Below are 15,994 nucleotides of genomic sequence, written 5' to 3' on the forward strand. Positions count from 1 at the left end.
TGGCGTGAGATAGAGCGGCTCTGAACCGGCTTTAAGCCGGCGCATGCCCAAGAAAGGCCGGTGCGTTGCGATGCACGGCATCCACCAGAAAATCGATGACGGTGCGCACGCGCGGCGATTGCCTGAGGTCGCGGTGGCAGGTGATCCAATAATGGCGTTTCAGATCGACTTCATCGGGCAGCACCATCTGCAGGTCCGGATGCCGGCTCGCGATGAAGAATGGCAGGACGCAGAGCCCAAGCCCGTTCTTGGTCGCCGTCAACTGCGCAAAGATGCTGGAACTCTGGAATTGCGGTTTGATGCGCGGATGGATGTCGCCGAGATAATCGAGGCCGGGCGCAAAGATCATGTCTTCGATGTAGCCGATGAACGCATGCTCCGGCAGATCATCGCGGCTCTTCACCGGCGGGTGGCTGGCGAGGTAATCCTGTGATCCGTAGACCTGCAGATGGTAGTCGGTCAGTTTCTCGGTGAAATAAGGGCCAGCCTTTGGCGGATCGAGCACGATGACGATATCGGCCTCCTTGCGCGATAGCGACATGATCTGCTGGATCGTCACCAATTCCAGCGAAATGTTCGGATACCGCGCGCTGAACTCCGAAAGCATGGTGGTGAAGAAGAAATTCGAAAAACCTTCCGGCGCGCTGATCCGCACCACGCCGCGCTGTGCGGCTGAGCCGGCCGTTAGATCCGACCGCAGCCGCTCCGTTTCCTGCTCCATCCGCTCGGCCGTATCCACGAAGCGTTGACCCATGCCCGTCAGCATATAGCCGCGTGGATTGCGCTCGAAAAGCTTGACCTGTAGCGCAAATTCCAGCCGGTCGATGCGGCGCGAGACGGTGGCGTGGCTGGTGCGCAATTGCCGGGCGGCGGTCGAAAGCTGGCCGGTCCGGGCCACCGCCAGAAAAAACTGCAGATCGTCCCAGGTGAAATGCGGCGCGGTCTTCATCTCTTCCTTTCTGTTCAAAAATGAACAGATACTGTTTGGAATTAATTGTAAACTTCACTTGCGTCAACGCAGGATTTCAATGATCTTGACGGCCGGGAAAGTCGTTTTGAGGATAACGGCTGGCCAATTTTGAACAGATTCGTTTTTGCCAAAATCTCTGGGAGGAGAGGATATGCGAAAGAGTCTCATTGCATCCCTGGCACTTCTGCTTGCAACCGGTACTTCAGCGTTCGCCGCTGGCGCGTCCGACGGTGTGGTGAAGATCGGCATCCTGAATGACCAGTCGGGTGTCTATGCCGACTTCGGCGGCAAGTCCTCGGTGGAGGCGGCAAAGATGGCCGTCGAGGATTTCGGCGGCAAGGTGCTGGGCGTACCGATCGAGATCGTCGATGCCGACCATCAGAACAAGCCCGATATCGCCTCGAACATCGCTCGCCAATGGTATGACACCGACAAGGTTGATGCCATCATGGAGCTGACGACCTCGTCCGTCGCGCTGGCCGTGCAGGCGATCGCCAAGGAAAAGAAGAAGATCGATATCGTCACCGGCGCGGCGACGACCGATCTCACTGGCAAGCAATGCTCGCCCTATGGTTTCCATTGGGCCTATGACACGCATGCACTGGCCGTCGGCACCGGCGGCGCGCTCGTCAAGCAGGGTGGCGATACCTGGTTCTTCCTGACCGCCGACTACGCTTTCGGCTATTCGCTGGAACAGCAGACCAGCGATTTCGTCAAGGCGAGCGGCGGTAAGGTTCTAGGCTCCGTCCGCCATCCGCTGTCGACCAACGACTTCTCGTCCTTCCTGCTGCAGGCGCAATCGTCAGGCGCCAAGGTCATCGGCCTTGCCAATGCCGGTCTCGACACCTCGAACGCCATCAAGCAGGCGTCGGAATTCGGCATCACCCAGAGCGGCCAGCATCTGGCGGCGCTGCTCTTCACGCTCGCCGAAGTTCATGGTCTCGGCCTGCAGGCGGCCCAAGGTCTGACCTTGACCGAAGGCTATTATTGGAACCGCGACGATGAAAGCCGCAAGTTCGGCAAGCGCTTCTTCGATCGCACCGGCAAGATGCCGAACATGATCCACACCGGCACCTATTCCGCCGTGCTGCAATATCTGAAGGCCGTGCAGAAGGCCGGCACCGACGATACCGAAGCGGTCGCCAAGGAGCTGCACGAAATGCCGGTCGACGACGTCTTCGGCCGCGGCGGCACGGTCGGGCCTAACGGCCGTATGATCCACGACATGTACCTTCTTCAGGTCAAGAAGCCTGAGGAGAGCAAGGGGGCGTGGGATTACTACAACGTGCTGGCAACGATTCCCGGCAAGGAAGCCTACATCGATCCAGCCAAGAGCGGCTGCGATCTCGTCAAGCAGTAAGTTTGCGATCAGCCGATGGCGATCTCTGCGACAGAGAAACAGGAAGAGCCACGGGTGGTTTTATCCGCCCGCGGCCTCCGACGCGATTTTGGCGGCTTCACGGCCGTCAAGAATGTCGATCTCGATGTGCGCCATGCCCGCGTGCATGCCCTGATCGGCCCGAACGGCGCCGGCAAAACGACGGTGTTCAATCTCCTGACCAAGTTCCTGCAGCCGACGCATGGCACGATCACGTTGCTCGGCACCGACATTACCAGGACGAAGCCGGACAAGGTGGCGCGCATGGGGCTGGTGCGCTCGTTCCAGATTTCGGCCGTCTTTCCGCATCTTTCCGTGCTCGACAATGTCCGTGTCGCCCTGCAGCGGCCGAACAATCTGGCACATCAATTCTGGCGGCCGATCTCGGCGCTGGCGAGCCTTGACGATCGCGCCGAGCAATTGCTGGCAGCGGTCGGTCTGACGAAGGAGCGCGACGCCATCGCGGCCGATCTCTCCTATGGCCGCAAGCGCGTGCTGGAGATTGCGACGACCTTGGCGCTTGATCCCAAGGTGCTGCTGCTCGACGAGCCGATGGCCGGCATGGGGCTGGAGGACGTCAACACCGTCTCCGCCATCATCCGCGACGTCGCGCGCGACCGGGCGGTGCTGATGGTGGAACACAATCTCTCCGTCGTCGCCGATATCTGCCATCACGTCACGGTGCTCCAGCGTGGCGAAATCCTTGCCGAAGGCGATTACGCCACGGTCAGCCAGGACCCGCGCGTCCGCGAGGCCTATATGGGCACGGAGGAGGCTTGAGCATGGCGGCACTGCTTGAAGTCCAGGGTCTCAATGCCTGGTATGGCGAAAGCCACATATTGCATGGCGTCGACATGAACGTCGGCGAGGGCGAAACTATCACCATTCTCGGCCGCAATGGCGTCGGCAAGACGACGACGCTGCGCACCATCATCGGCATCGTTCGGGCGCGCAAGGGCAGGATCGCCTTTGCCGGCGCCGACATGATGCAGGTGCCGCTGCACAAGACGGCGCACCGCGGCATCGGTTTCGTGCCCGAGGAGCGCGGCATCTTCTCGACGCTCAACGTTCATGAAAACCTGATGCTGCCGCCGGTCGTCGCGCAGGGCGGGATGACGGTCGACGAGATTTTCGAACTGTTTCCCAATCTGTACGAGCGCCGCAACAGCCCCGGTACGAAACTCTCCGGCGGCGAGCAGCAAATGCTCGCCATGGCCCGCATTCTGCGCACCGGCGTGCGGATGCTGCTGCTCGACGAACCGACCGAGGGACTGGCACCCGTCATCGTCCAGCGTATCGGCGAGGTGTTGAAGAAGCTGAAGGAGCGCGGCATGACCATTCTGCTGGTCGAGCAGAACTTCCGCTTCGCCAGCCGCATTGCCGACCGCTTCTATCTGATGGATCATGGCCAGATGGTCTCGGAATTTCCAGTCGGCGAATTGCCGGAGCGGATGGGCATGCTGCACAAGGTTCTGGGGGTTTGACGCCATGACCATGATATTTGGCATCCCGCTGCAGGCGCTTCTCGGACAATTGCTGATCGGGCTGATCAACGGTTCCTTCTATGCGCTCTTGAGCCTCGGGCTCGCGATCATCTTCGGCATGCTGCGGGTGATCAATTTTGCCCACGGTGCGCTCTACATGCTCGGCGCCTTTACCGCCTATCTGCTGCTTGCCTATGCCGGCATCGGCTATTGGCCGTCATTGGTGCTGGCGCCGCTGATTGTTGGCCTGTTCGGCGCGGTCGTCGAGCGCCTGTGCCTGCGCCGGCTCTACAAGGTCGATCCGCTCTACGGTCTGCTCTTTACCTTCGGCATGGCGCTGACCATCGAAGGCACGTTCCGCTATCTCTATGGTTCTTCGGGTCAGCCTTACTCCGTGCCGACGGCGCTGGCGGGCGGGGTCAATCTCGGCTTCATGTTCCTGCCGATCTATCGCGGCTGGGTGATCGTCGTGTCGCTTATCGTCTGCATCGGCACATGGCTACTGATCGAGAAGACCAAGCTCGGCGCCTATCTGCGCGCCGCAACCGAAAATTCGGTGCTGGTGCAGGTCTTCGGCGTCAACGTGCCGGTGCTTCTGACGTTGACCTATGCCTTCGGCGTCGCGCTCGCCGCTCTTGCCGGCGTGCTGGCCGCGCCGATCTATCAGGTCTCGCCGCTGATGGGATCGAACATGATCATCATCGTCTTTGCGGTGGTGGTCGTCGGCGGCATGGGCTCGATCATGGGTGCCATCATCACCGGCTATGTGCTCGGTGTCGCGGAAGGCCTAACGAAGGTTTTCTATCCGGAAGCATCCAACATCGTCATCTTCGTGATCATGGCGATCGTGCTGCTCCTCAGGCCCGCGGGCCTCTTTGGCCGGGATGCGTGATATGGCTGATATGACCGATACGCTGAAATCCGAAAGCCGCCGCCCGTCGCCATCAGTCCAGAAGGCCTTTCTGGTCGTCGGCCTGGTCCTGCTGATATGGGCGCCGTTTTTCATCTACCCCATCTTCGTCATGAAGGTGCTCTGTTTCGCGCTGTTCGCCTGCGCCTTCAACCTGCTGCTCGGCTATACCGGCCTTCTCTCCTTCGGCCATGCCACCTTCTTCGGTGGAGCGGCCTATTTCACGGCGTATACCGTGAAGGAATGGGGCGTGCCGCCGGAACTCGGCATTCTGATCGGCGTTGCGGGCGCTGCGCTGCTTGGCCTGATCATGGGCTTCGTCGCCATCCGCCGGCAGGGCATCTATTTCGCCATGATCACGCTGGCGCTCTCTTACATGTTCTATTTCTTCTGCCTGCAGGCGAAGTTCACCCAGGGCGAAGATGGCATTCAGTCGGTGCCGCGCGGCTATCTCTTCGGCGTCATCGATCTGAACAATTCGTTCAACATGTACTATTTCGTGCTGGCGGTATTCATCATCGGCGTGCTGATCATCTGGCGCTTCATCAATTCGCCCTTCGGCATGATCCTGAAATCGATCCGGGAAAATGAGCAGCGGGCGATTTCGCTCGGCTATTCCGTAGCGCATTACAAGCTCGGCGCCTTCGTCATGTCGGCCGCACTTGCCGGGCTTGCGGGTGCGGTCAAGGCGTTGGTTTTCCAGTTCGCGACCCTCACGGATGTCGCCTGGCAGATGTCGGGCGAGGTGATCCTGATGACCTTGCTCGGCGGCATCGGCACGTTGGTCGGCCCGCTTTTCGGCGCCGGCTTCGTGGCAACGCTGGAAAACTATCTCGCCACCTCGGAATTCCCGGTCACCGTCATCACCGGCATCGTCTTCATGGTCTGCGTCCTGCTCTTCCGCCGCGGTATTATCGGCGAGTTCTACGCTTCGCGGCTGGGGCGGAAGCTGGGATTTGAGTATCGGCGGTAAAGATTAGGCCCATGCGTTTTTGGTATGCACCCCCTCACCCCAGCCCTCTCCCCGAGGGGAGAGGGGGAATTGTTCCTGAAATTCACCGGATCGGTGGCCGGCGCAAATGCCGAAATGGTCCCCTCTCCCCTCGGGGAGAGGGTTAGGGTGAGGGGCATGCAGATGGATCGCTTCGACTACATCATCATCGGCGCCGGCAGTGCCGGCTGCGTGCTTGCCAACCGGCTGTCGGCGGATCGCAACAACAGGGTGCTGCTGCTGGAGGCGGGGGGCAGCGACAATTACCACTGGATCCACATCCCGGTCGGCTATCTCTATTGCATCAACAATCCCCGCACCGACTGGTGCTTCACAACAGCGCCGGAAGCCGGGCTGAACGGCCGCTCGTTGAACTATCCGCGCGGCAAGGTGCTCGGCGGCAGCTCGTCGATCAATGGCATGATCTATATGCGCGGCCAGGCACGCGATTATGATCTCTGGCGGCAGCTCGGCTGCGCTGGCTGGGGCTGGGACGATGTATTGCCCTATTTCGTGAAGTCCGAAGACTACTACAGAGGCAAGGACGAGATGCATGGCGCCGGCGGCGAATGGCGAGTCGAGAAGGCTCGCGTGCGCTGGGCCGTGCTCGACGCTTTCCAGGCGGCCGCGCGTGAAGCCGGTATTCCCGAGACAGCGGATTTCAATCGCGGCAATAATGAAGGTTCCGGCTATTTCGACGTCAACCAGCGCGCGGGCATTCGCTGGAACACCGCGAAGGCCTTCCTGCGGCCGGCGCTGAAACAGGGCAATCTCACCGTTCTCACCAAGGCCCAGGTCCGCCGCCTGCTGATCGAGGACGATGCCGTCATCGGTGTCGAGTTCCAGCATGACGGCGTGACCAAACGCGCTTTTGCGGACAAGGAGACGGTGCTTTCCGCCGGCGCGATCGGCTCGCCGCAGATCCTTGAACTATCCGGTCTCGGTCGCGGCGACGTATTGAGCCAGGCCGGCATCGAGGTGGTGCGGGAGGTCAAGGCGATCGGCGAGAACCTGCAGGATCACCTGCAACTGCGCATGGCCTACAAAGTGACCGGCGTGCCGACGCTGAACGAGAAGGCGACGAAGTTCTTCGGCAAGGCGGCGATCGGTCTGGAATATCTCGTGCGCCGCTCCGGACCGATGGCGATGGCGCCGAGCCAACTCGGCATCTTCACCCGCTCCGGCCCCGACAAGGAAACCCCGGACCTGCAATACCATGTGCAGCCGGTCTCGCTCGACAAGTTCGGCGATCCCGTCCATCCGTTTCCGGCGATTACCGCCAGCGTCTGCAACCTGAGGCCGGAGAGCCGCGGCTCTGTGCACATCCAGAGCCCCCAATTCACAGCCCAGCCAAAGATCAGCCCCAACTATCTCTCGGCATTGCGCGATCGCGAAATTGCCGTGCGCTCCATCCGGCTGACGCGGCGCATCGTGGAGCAGCCGTCATTCGCCAAGTTCAAGCCGGAAGAATTCAAGCCCGGCCCATCCTATCAGACTGACGCCGATCTAGAGCGCGCCGCCGGCGATATCGGCACGACGATCTTTCATCCGGTCGGCACCTGCCGCATGGGCGGCGATCCGCAAAGCGTGGTCGATCCGCGGCTGCGGTTTCGGGCGCTGGCAAGGCTTCGGATCGCCGATGCTTCCGTCATGCCGTCGATCACCTCGGGTAATACCAATTCGCCGACCATCATGATTGCCGAAAAAGCCGCGGAGATGATCCTTGCCGATAACCGCTGAGCGCCTATTGATGAGTGGAGGTAGGATGGGGAGTTTCGAATGGACAGCATAGACGAGGTCATCATCGAACGTCGGGGATCGGCGGGTCTCATCCGGCTCAACCGGCCGCAGGCGCTGAACAGCCTGACGTTGCCGATGATCCGGGCGATCGCATCGGCTCTTGATGATTTCGCCGCCGATCCTTCCATCGCCTGCGTCATCGTTAGGGGCGAGGGCGATCGCGCCTTCTGCGCCGGCGGCGATATCCGCCTGTTGCATGAGAGCGGCAAACGAGGCTCTGCAGACGCCGAGACCTTCTGGCGCGAGGAATTCCGCCTCAACCATGCCATTGCCCGCTATCCCAAACCCTATGTGGCGTTGATGGACGGCATCACGATGGGCGGCGGCGTCGGACTGTCCTCGCACGGCAGCCATCGCGTCGTCACCGAGCGCACCCGGCTCGCTATGCCGGAAACCGGCATCGGCTATTTTCCCGATGTCGGCGCTACCTGGCTTTTGCCGCGAGCGCCCGGAGAAGCTGGCACATGGATGGGCCTGACCGGCCTCGCCATCCATGCGGCCGATGCGATCCATGCGCGGCTGGCCGATCATTGTGTTGCGTCCTCCGATCTCTCCGCACTGATCGAGGCGATCGGGGCGCTACCCGGTTCTGCATCGCCGGACGATGTGCACGGGGTGATTGCCGGCATGGCGATTTCCGCCGGCGAAAGCCGCCTGGCCGCCAACCGCGACATGATCGATCGGGCGCTGGCCTATGATCTTGTCGAGGACATTCAGGAGGCGCTGGCGCGGGAGGCGGGCGATTTCGCTGCCGAGACCCTGCAGATCATCGGCACGCGCTCGCCGACCAGCCTGAAACTGACGTTGCGGCTGCTGCGCGCCGGGCGCAATAGCGCAAACCTCGCCGAATGCCTGGATCGTGAACTCGGCGCCTGCATGCGGATATTGTATAATCCCGACTTTTACGAAGGCGTTCGCGCAGCCGTCATCGACAAGGACCGCAATCCGAAATGGTCGCCGGCGAGCCTTGCCGAGGTCGAAGATGCCGCCATCGATCGCTTCTTCGTACCGCCGCAGCCGCCGCTTTTCGCGATGTAAAGAGAATGGGAGGAAAAGCATCATGACACGGATCGCATTCATCGGGCTCGGCAATATGGGCGGTCCCATGGCCGCCAATCTGGTCAAGGCCGGCCATGACGTCATCGGCTTCGATCTCTCCCATGATATGCTGAAGGCCGCGGAGGCGACGGGCGTCAAGGCCGCAAACGTGCTGACCGAGGCCTTGGCCAATGCGGAAGCGGTCATCACCATGTTGCCCAAGGGGCAACATGTGCTGACGGTCTGGACCGATATCCTGCGCTCCGTGCCGAAGGGTACTCTGCTGATTGACAGCTCGACCATCGATGTCGACAGCGCCCGCAAGGCCCATGCCATGGCTGGCGATGCCGGCTGCCTATCGCTCGACGCGCCGGTCTCCGGCGGCACCGGCGGAGCTGCGGCCGGAACGCTCACCTTCATGGCCGGTGGCTCAAAGGAAAGTTTCGCGGGCGCCAAGCCGCTGCTGGAAGTCATGGGCCGGAAGATCGTCCATTGCGGCGACGCTGGCGCCGGGCAGGCAGCGAAGATCTGCAACAACATGATCCTCGGCATTTCCATGATCGGCGTCTGCGAGGCCTTCGTGCTCGGTGAAAAGCTCGGCCTCTCGCATCAGGCTCTCTTTGATGTGGCTTCCACGTCGTCCGGCCAGTGCTGGTCGATCAACACCTATTGCCCGGTGCCAGGCCCCGTGCCGACTTCGCCGGCTAACAACGACTACAAGCCCGGCTTCTCGGCAGCCCTGATGCTGAAGGATCTGCGCCTGTCACAGGAGGCCGCTTTGTCGAGCGGCGCATCGACACCTCTGGGCGCGGAAGCGGCGCAGCTCTATGCGCTCTTCGAGAAGCTCGGCAATGGAGGCCGCGATTTTTCGGCCATTATCGAGATGTTTCGGGAGGCGGGCTGAGGATTGCTCGTGACGATCGAGCGAGTTGAAAGCCCGATGCCCCTCACCCCGGCCCTCTCCCCGCAGGCGGGGAGAGGGCCGGGGTGAGGGGGAGTTGTGCCCCAGGTAGTTTCGGCTCGGGGGAGGCTTAGTTCTTTGTGAGGTCGTCCCCTCTCCCCGCGAGCGGGGAGGGGGCTAGGGTGAGGGGCCTTGCCGGAACAGCGACCTCTACAAATAAGCCCCACTTACCGCCACATGCCGCGCATCCGCGCGCCGACATCGACGCGCACCTGCCGCGCCCTAATGGCGGCGGCGCTTTCGGCCCTTGCCTGCGGCCAGCCGCAAACCTCGAAAAACTGCAGCAATGTCGCCGGAATGAAGCGCGTGCGTGAGGCAAAGACGTGCTTGTCGCCTTGCGCATGCTGACCGTGCACGAAGAACCGTTGCGGAATGACAAGATCGAGATTGTCTTTCGCCCGTGTCATGGCGACATAGAGCAGCCGTCGTTCCTCCTCGATCTCGGAGGAAGAGCCGACCGCGAGATCCGCCGGAATGCAGCCGTCGACGGCATTGAGGACGAACACCTTCGTCCATTCCTGACCCTTGGCGGAATGGATGGTCGAGAGGATGAGATAGTCCTCATCGAGCAGCGGCACGCCCGCTTGATCGCTAGTAGCATCGGGTGGATCGAGCGTCAGTTCGGTGAGGAAGCGCTCTCGCGAGCCATAGCCGCCGGCGATCTGTTCGAGCTGGATCAAGTCCGCCTGGCGTGTCGCCGCATCCTCATGCGCCCGCTCCAGATGCGGCTCGTACCATTGCCGAACGAGACTGATTTCCGCAGGCCATCCCGCTTTTCCGGTCTTGAGCTCCTGCATGGTTGCTACGAAAGTCGTCCAGTCCTCGCCCGAGCGCGGCGGCGCCGGAAAATCGGCAAGGGCCGCCATTGGACTGGCCTGTTCGCCAATGTGGTCGAGTACGCGCTGGGCGGTCGAAGGGCCGACGCCCGGCAAAAGCTGCATCAGCCGGAAGCCGGCGACGCGATCGCGCGGGTTCTGTGCAAAGCGCAGGGCGGCGAGCATGTCCTTGACATGGGCGCTGTCGAGAAACTTCAGCCCGCCGAATTTGACGAAGGGGATATTGCGGCGGGTAAGCTCCACTTCCAACGGTCCACTGTGATGCGAAGCGCGGAAAAGCACGGCCTGCTGCTTCAGCTTCGCACCGCTCTCCCGATTTTCCAGTACCTGATCGGCGATGTAACGCGCCTGATCGCTTTCGTCGCGCACCGTTACCAGCCGCGGCCGCTCCGCGCTCTGGCGTTCGGTACGCAGGTTCTTGGTGAAACGCTCGGAAGCAAGATCGATCACCGCGTTGGCGGCGGCCAGGATCGGTTGTGTCGAGCGGTAGTTGCGGTCGAGCGTGACGATGTTGGCAGCCGGGGTAAAGGAGGTCGGGAAGTCGAGGATGTTGCGCACCGTGGCCGCGCGGAAGGAATAGATCGACTGCGCATCGTCGCCGACGACGGTCAGTCCCTGACCGTCAGGCTTCAGCGCCAGCAGGATCGACGACTGCAGCCGGTTGGTGTCCTGATATTCGTCGACCAATACATGGTCGAAGCGACCGCCGATATCTTCGGCGATCAGCGGTTCATGCAGCATATGCGCCCAATAGAGCAGCAGATCATCGTAATCGAGCACATTCTGCGCCTGCTTGGCCTCGACATAGGCCGCGAAGAGGTCGCGCAACTGCTTTTCCCAGGCGGCGCACCAGGGGAAGAAATCACGCAGCATCTCTTCGAGCGGCGCTTCCGAATTGACGGCGCGGGAATAGATCGAGAGGCAGGTCGCCTTGGTCGGAAAGCGGTTTTCCAGCTTGGAGAAGCCAAGCTCGTGGCGCACGAGGTTCATCAGGTCGGCGCTGTCTTCGCGGTCATGGATCGTGAAGGCCGGATCAAGGCCGATCTGTTCGGCATAATCGCGCAGGAGCCGCGCGCCGATGCCATGGAACGTGCCGGTCCAGGCAAGCGCGTCGGCCATGATGCCGGCATTGGCGCCAAGCACATCGCGACAGATGCGCTCGACGCGGCGGCCCATTTCGGCCGCCGCCCGGCGAGAAAAGGTCATCAGCAGGATGCGGCGAGGATCGGCGCCCTTGACGATGAGATGCGCGACGCGATGGGCCAGCGTATTGGTCTTGCCGGAGCCTGCACCGGCAATCACCAGCAGCGGGCCGGCGATATGGCTGCCTTCGACCGTCGTGCCGTGCTCCACCGCCAGCCGCTGCTCCGGGTTCAGCTTTTCCAGATAGGCAGCAGTCATGGGCTCTCCTGAAGGCTTCGGACGGCAGGCGCGCGACCACAGAATCGGTGACGAATCAAGTTCGCAATAATATCCGAATGTTCGATGAATGTTCCGAATTGACTGAAACTGTCAAGCTCGGCCGGATCTGCACAGAGATGTGACCCTCCCGTCATGAAATTGGTTCAGATTTAACCAACGTCGGCTCGAAAAAAGCCTTTGGGGTACTTATTTACCATTTTGACACATGATTTTGGGGTTTCGGCGCGCTGGGTGAGGGTTCCCGACCATGAACGAGACGATCGCCACCGGACTGCGCCAGCCTGAGGGGCCGGTAGCCCTGACGGACGGGCGTATCGCGCTTGTGGAGACCGGTGAGAGCCGCCGTTGCCTGACAATGGTTGTGGCCGGTGTCCGCCGCGAAATCTGCCGGCCCGGCGGCCGACCGACTGGGCTCGCGGTCGATGGCGATCAATGTTTCTGGGTGGCGGGCGGTCCGGAAAACTCCCTTGTTAAGGTCTCTCCAGAAGGCCGCACCCTGCAGGTGATCGAAGGCGGCAGCGATGGCCCGTTTCTTTATCCGAACGACCTCGCCTTCGGCCCGGACGGCCTGCTCTACATGACCGATTCCGGCGTCCGCATCTCCGATCTGCTCGACGGCGCTGACATCAATCCTGATTTCTTCCGGGCGCCTTATAACGGTCGTGTCTACCAGATCGATCCGGCGGAGGGACGGGTGCTGCGCGTGCTGGCGGCCGGCTTGCTCTATGCCAACGGCATTGCCTTCGGGCCGGATGGCTTGCTCTACTACAGCGAGACCTTGACCGGGAAAATCTATCGCCAGATCGTCGGCGGGCGGCAGGAATTGTTTGCACAGGTGATGCAGACGCCTGCCGTGAAGGCGTTGCGCGGGCCGGCCGGCATGGCCTTCGACCGCAATGGCACGCTCTATTGTGCGATCTACGGGCAAGGCGAGATCTGCCTGATCGATCCCACCGGGAAGATCGCCGGCCGTATACGCACCAATGGTACCCGGCCGGGCAATATCGCCTTCACCCTCGATGGCAAATATGCGCTCATCACAGAGCAGGAAAACGGTGTTTTGGAGAGAATAGCGGCACCGCGTCCAGGACTGCCGCTGCACATGCCGTCCATCTGATCCGGAGGCAGAATGGGCATGCCCGGAAACCGGGCATGCCCTTGTTCGTGTCCGTCTGTCGCTTATTCGGCGGCGGGGATTTGCTTGTTGTCCTTGCCGGACTTGTCGTCCGACTCGGCGTCGTTGGCGACCGCCTTGGCATGGCGGCGGCGCCAATCGCCGAGGAACAGCAAGATCGGAGCGGCGATGAAGACCGACGAGGCACCAGCGACGAGTATGCCGAACACCATCGGGATCGCGAAGCTGGAGACGGCGCTGCCGCCCCAGATTGCCATCGGCACCAGCGCCAGGAAGGCGGTGGCGTTGGTATAGAGGCTTCGCGCCAGGGTCTCGTTGATCGACTTGTCGATGATGTCGCGCAGCGGCATCGACTTGTAGAGCCGCATGTTTTCACGCATGCGGTCATAGACCACGACCTTATCGTTCACCGAGTAACCGACCAGCGTCAGGATAGCGGCGATGGCCGTCAGGTTGAAATCGAGGCCGGTGATCGCGAAGAAGCCGATCGCCTTGGTGACGTCGAGTACCAGAGTGACGATGGCGCCGACCGCGAACGGCCATTCGAAGCGAAACCAGATGTAGAACAGCATCGCCAAGCTGGCGATCACGACCGACAGGATGCCGGCCCAGGCAAGCTCGCCCGAAACCTTCGGACCGATGACATCCGTGCCTTCGATGGTCGCGGTTGGGTCGATCTTGATGATTTCTGCCTTGAGCTTGGTGACCGCGGCCGTCTGCGCCTCTTCGCCGCCGTCCTGGCGCTGGGCGCGGACAAGGAGGCTGTTGTTGTCGCCGAAGGACTGCAGTGCGATTTCGCCGAGGCCGAGCGTGTTCAGGCCCTCGCGGAACGTAGCCAAATCGGCCGCGTCCTTGGTCTTGACGGACATCTGGATGCCGCCGCGGAAATCGACGCCGTAGTTGAGGCCCGGATGGATGAACAGGACCACCGAGGCGATCGACAGGATCGCCGAGACGGTGACGCCAAAGAAGCGGGCCTTCATGAACTGGATGTGCTTGTCATAGGGGCTGAAGGGGATCAGCGGCCTGATGTTGAGCACCTTCAGCTTGCGGCGACGGGTGATGGCGATCATCACGACGCGCACGAAGGCGACGGAGGTGAACATCGAGATAATGAGGCCGAGACCCATAGTCACGGCAAAGCCGCGAACCGGGCCGGAGCCGAAGTAGAACAGGATGGCGGCGGCGATCAGGGCCGTCATGTTGCCGTCGATAATCGTCGAATAAGCCTTCTTGAAGCCGTTATCGATGGCGGCGAAGGCGCCGCGGCCCTTGCGGGTTTCTTCGCGGATGCGCTCGTTGATCAGAACGTTGGCATCAACCGCCAGGCCGATACCAAGGACGACGCCCGCGATGCCGGGCAGCGTAAGCGTGGCGCCGACAAGCGTCAGGGCCGAGAACGTCAGGATCGTGTGGATGAGCAGTGCAACATTCGCGAGAATCCCCCAGGCGCCGTAGAGCACGAAGATGAAGGCGGCAACCAAGGCGAAGCCGATCAGGCCGCTATAGATACCCTTCTGGATCGCGTCGCTGCCGAGGTCGGCGCCAACAGTGCGTTCTTCGATGACGGTGAGCTTGGCCGGCAGGGCGCCGGCGCGCAGCAGGGCTGCAAGCGTCGTCGCGCTGTCGGCGGTGAAGTTGCCCGAGATCTGGCCCGAACCGCCGGTGATCGGCTCGCGAATATTCGGCGCGCTCAGCACCTTGTTGTCGAGCACGATGGCGAAAGGCTTGCCAACGTTTTCGCGGGTGATTTCCGCGAAGCGGTTTGCGCCGGCACTGTCGAAGCGGAAGGTGACGAGCGGCTCGTGCGTGTTCGGATCGAAGCTGACGCGGGCGTCGGTCAGGCGGTCGCCGGCGAGCTCGATGCGATCGAGAACCGGAAAGCTGTTGCCCTGATCATCCTTGAGGATGGAAACGCCAGGACCGGGGTTCTTCGGATCGACGTTCTCGGCGAGCAGATGGAAGGACATCTTCGCGGTCGAGCCGAGCAGTTCGCGCAGGCGCGATGGGTCTTGTGCGCCCGGAAGCTGCACGAGAACGCGATTGGGACCGACGCGCTGGATGGTCGGTTCGGCGACGCCCACCTGGTCGACGCGTTTGCGGATGACTTCCAAGCTCTGCTGGACGGCGGAATCGACGTTGGCGGCGATGCCGGCCGGCGAGAAGGACATGGCAATCGCGCCGCCATTTGGCGTAATCGTCAGATCAGACTGGCCGGCGGAAAGGCCGGACGAGATCGTATTGGCGAGGGTCCGCAACTGCGTCACCGCATCGTTGCTCTGCGACGGATCGGTCAGCGTGACGACGATCTGGTCACCATTGCGGACGATCGAACGGGTCAGGATGTTCTTGTCGCGCAGGACACGGCGCGAGTCTTGCAGCAGCGATTGCAGCCGGCCATTGGTCAGGTCCTTCTCGTCGACTTCGAGGACGAGGTAGGAGCCGCCACGAAGGTCGAGGCCGAGGGAAACCTGGCTATGCGGCAGCCAGGACGGCATTTTGCTTAAGACCGACTGTGGCAGCACGTTCGGCAGGGCGATGAAAAGGCCAAGCACGATGATCACCGTATAGGTGAACACCAGCCATGGTGAGGTGCGCATGAGTATTATCCTTGAATACACTGATACCAGCAGAGCATGCCGCCGGCGGACGTAAGGTCATGTCGAAAATGCGCCGTCAGGCGCGCGAACCGGTCAGATGAAAGCGGTCGGTGGAGCGCGGGCGAGATAGGCGCGGAAAGCAAGCGATTCATGCCGCGCGAGTTCGCCGCGGGTGCGCGGCTGCCCCGGATTGGTCAGGAGCCCGAGCGACGGAACGGCTGTAAGCGCCGCCGGTCCGATATCGTGCCAGGTGGCTTTCGGCGTGACCGTACGGTCAGCGACGACAGTGCCACGCACCGGATCGCGCAGGGCGAGATAGAGCGGTTGGTTGTCCCTGCCGGAAGAGAAGGCCTCCGCATCGGCCCGCGCGGCAAGATTGATGCCGCCGCCGAGCGCCAGTCCGAGGTAGGCGAAGAAGGCGACGAACAGCGAGGCGATCACGCGCGCTCCGGCACGTCGCGTCATCCTG

General features: G+C 61.9%; 13 protein-coding genes. 9 read left to right on the forward strand and 4 right to left on the reverse strand.

Annotated elements, in window-relative coordinates:
* Positions 1-31: 31 nt before the first annotated feature.
* Positions 32-949, reverse strand: a complete 918-nt coding sequence (locus tag C9E91_RS03440) for a LysR family transcriptional regulator (RefSeq protein ID WP_107106951.1) — start codon at positions 947-949, stop codon at positions 32-34.
* A gap of 172 nt (positions 950-1,121) precedes the next feature.
* Here C9E91_RS03440 and C9E91_RS03445 point away from each other — a divergent pair, with 172 nt between their 5' ends.
* From C9E91_RS03445 to mmsB, 8 genes are all read left to right on the forward strand, one after another.
* Positions 1,122-2,330, forward strand: coding sequence for an ABC transporter substrate-binding protein (locus C9E91_RS03445; RefSeq protein ID WP_107106952.1), 1,209 nt, complete (start codon positions 1,122-1,124; stop codon positions 2,328-2,330).
* A 15-nt stretch (positions 2,331-2,345) separates the two neighbouring features.
* The gene (locus C9E91_RS03450) at positions 2,346-3,128 is read left to right on the forward strand and encodes an ABC transporter ATP-binding protein (protein WP_107106953.1); all 783 of its coding nucleotides are present in this window, start codon (positions 2,346-2,348) and stop codon (positions 3,126-3,128) included.
* Positions 3,129-3,130: 2 nt separating this feature from the next.
* A complete protein-coding gene (locus C9E91_RS03455) occupies positions 3,131-3,832 on the forward strand; it encodes an ABC transporter ATP-binding protein (RefSeq protein ID WP_107106954.1) in 702 nt (233 codons plus the stop codon).
* A 4-nt stretch (positions 3,833-3,836) separates the two neighbouring features.
* Entirely contained in the window at positions 3,837-4,724 is an 888-nt protein-coding gene (locus C9E91_RS03460) for a branched-chain amino acid ABC transporter permease (protein ID WP_107106955.1), read from the forward strand.
* Between the two features lies 1 nt (position 4,725).
* The gene (locus tag C9E91_RS03465; RefSeq protein ID WP_107106956.1) at positions 4,726-5,715 is read left to right on the forward strand and encodes a branched-chain amino acid ABC transporter permease; all 990 of its coding nucleotides are present in this window, start codon (positions 4,726-4,728) and stop codon (positions 5,713-5,715) included.
* A 162-nt stretch (positions 5,716-5,877) separates the two neighbouring features.
* The gene (locus C9E91_RS03470) at positions 5,878-7,473 is read left to right on the forward strand and encodes a GMC family oxidoreductase (protein ID WP_107107053.1); all 1,596 of its coding nucleotides are present in this window, start codon (positions 5,878-5,880) and stop codon (positions 7,471-7,473) included.
* 39 nt (positions 7,474-7,512) lie between these two features.
* Positions 7,513-8,571, forward strand: a complete 1,059-nt coding sequence (locus tag C9E91_RS03475; protein ID WP_107106957.1) for an enoyl-CoA hydratase/isomerase family protein — start codon at positions 7,513-7,515, stop codon at positions 8,569-8,571.
* Positions 8,572-8,593: 22 nt separating this feature from the next.
* Positions 8,594-9,475 carry a 3-hydroxyisobutyrate dehydrogenase gene (gene mmsB / locus C9E91_RS03480; RefSeq protein ID WP_107106958.1) on the forward strand — a complete coding sequence of 294 codons (882 nt, stop codon included), beginning with the start codon at positions 8,594-8,596 and terminating at the stop codon, positions 9,473-9,475.
* Between the two features lie 224 nt (positions 9,476-9,699).
* Here the strand turns inward: mmsB and C9E91_RS03485 are convergent, their stop codons facing one another.
* Positions 9,700-11,769, reverse strand: coding sequence for an ATP-dependent helicase (locus C9E91_RS03485; protein ID WP_107106959.1), 2,070 nt, complete (start codon positions 11,767-11,769; stop codon positions 9,700-9,702).
* A 268-nt stretch (positions 11,770-12,037) separates the two neighbouring features.
* Between C9E91_RS03485 and C9E91_RS03490 the strand changes: the two genes are divergently transcribed.
* Positions 12,038-12,907, forward strand: coding sequence for an SMP-30/gluconolactonase/LRE family protein (locus C9E91_RS03490; RefSeq protein WP_107106960.1), 870 nt, complete (start codon positions 12,038-12,040; stop codon positions 12,905-12,907).
* A gap of 62 nt (positions 12,908-12,969) precedes the next feature.
* Here the strand turns inward: C9E91_RS03490 and secD are convergent, their stop codons facing one another.
* Both secD and C9E91_RS03500 read right to left on the reverse strand, forming a co-directional pair.
* On the reverse strand, positions 12,970-15,525 hold the full coding sequence (secD, locus tag C9E91_RS03495) for a protein translocase subunit SecD (RefSeq protein WP_107106961.1): 2,556 nt from the start codon (positions 15,523-15,525) through the stop codon (positions 12,970-12,972).
* A gap of 93 nt (positions 15,526-15,618) precedes the next feature.
* Positions 15,619-15,990: a hypothetical protein gene (locus tag C9E91_RS03500; protein ID WP_245407407.1), complete on the reverse strand. Its 372-nt coding sequence runs from the start codon at positions 15,988-15,990 to the stop codon at positions 15,619-15,621.
* Positions 15,991-15,994: the final 4 nt, after the last annotated feature.

Source organism: Rhizobium sp. SEMIA4064 (genome assembly GCF_003025035.1).
In the GTDB taxonomy this organism is placed as follows: domain Bacteria; phylum Pseudomonadota; class Alphaproteobacteria; order Rhizobiales; family Rhizobiaceae; genus Rhizobium; species Rhizobium paranaense.

What these genes read in the sequence shown, in the direction of transcription:
- C9E91_RS03450 (WP_107106953.1), top strand. Translation starts at nt 2,346, where the DNA reads ATGGCGATCTCTGCGACAGAGAAACAGGAAGAGCCACGGGTGGTTTTA.
- secD (WP_107106961.1), bottom strand. Translation starts at nt 15,525, where the DNA reads ATGCGCACCTCACCATGGCTGGTGTTCACCTATACGGTGATCATCGTG.
- C9E91_RS03460 (WP_107106955.1), top strand. Translation starts at nt 3,837, where the DNA reads ATGACCATGATATTTGGCATCCCGCTGCAGGCGCTTCTCGGACAATTG.
- C9E91_RS03475 (WP_107106957.1), top strand. Translation starts at nt 7,513, where the DNA reads ATGGACAGCATAGACGAGGTCATCATCGAACGTCGGGGATCGGCGGGT.
- C9E91_RS03485 (WP_107106959.1), bottom strand. Translation starts at nt 11,769, where the DNA reads ATGACTGCTGCCTATCTGGAAAAGCTGAACCCGGAGCAGCGGCTGGCG.
- C9E91_RS03470 (WP_107107053.1), top strand. Translation starts at nt 5,878, where the DNA reads ATGGATCGCTTCGACTACATCATCATCGGCGCCGGCAGTGCCGGCTGC.
- C9E91_RS03440 (WP_107106951.1), bottom strand. Translation starts at nt 949, where the DNA reads ATGAAGACCGCGCCGCATTTCACCTGGGACGATCTGCAGTTTTTTCTG.
- C9E91_RS03465 (WP_107106956.1), top strand. Translation starts at nt 4,726, where the DNA reads ATGGCTGATATGACCGATACGCTGAAATCCGAAAGCCGCCGCCCGTCG.
- C9E91_RS03500 (WP_245407407.1), bottom strand. Translation starts at nt 15,990, where the DNA reads ATGACGCGACGTGCCGGAGCGCGCGTGATCGCCTCGCTGTTCGTCGCC.
- C9E91_RS03445 (WP_107106952.1), top strand. Translation starts at nt 1,122, where the DNA reads ATGCGAAAGAGTCTCATTGCATCCCTGGCACTTCTGCTTGCAACCGGT.
- C9E91_RS03455 (WP_107106954.1), top strand. Translation starts at nt 3,131, where the DNA reads ATGGCGGCACTGCTTGAAGTCCAGGGTCTCAATGCCTGGTATGGCGAA.
- C9E91_RS03490 (WP_107106960.1), top strand. Translation starts at nt 12,038, where the DNA reads ATGAACGAGACGATCGCCACCGGACTGCGCCAGCCTGAGGGGCCGGTA.
- mmsB (WP_107106958.1), top strand. Translation starts at nt 8,594, where the DNA reads ATGACACGGATCGCATTCATCGGGCTCGGCAATATGGGCGGTCCCATG.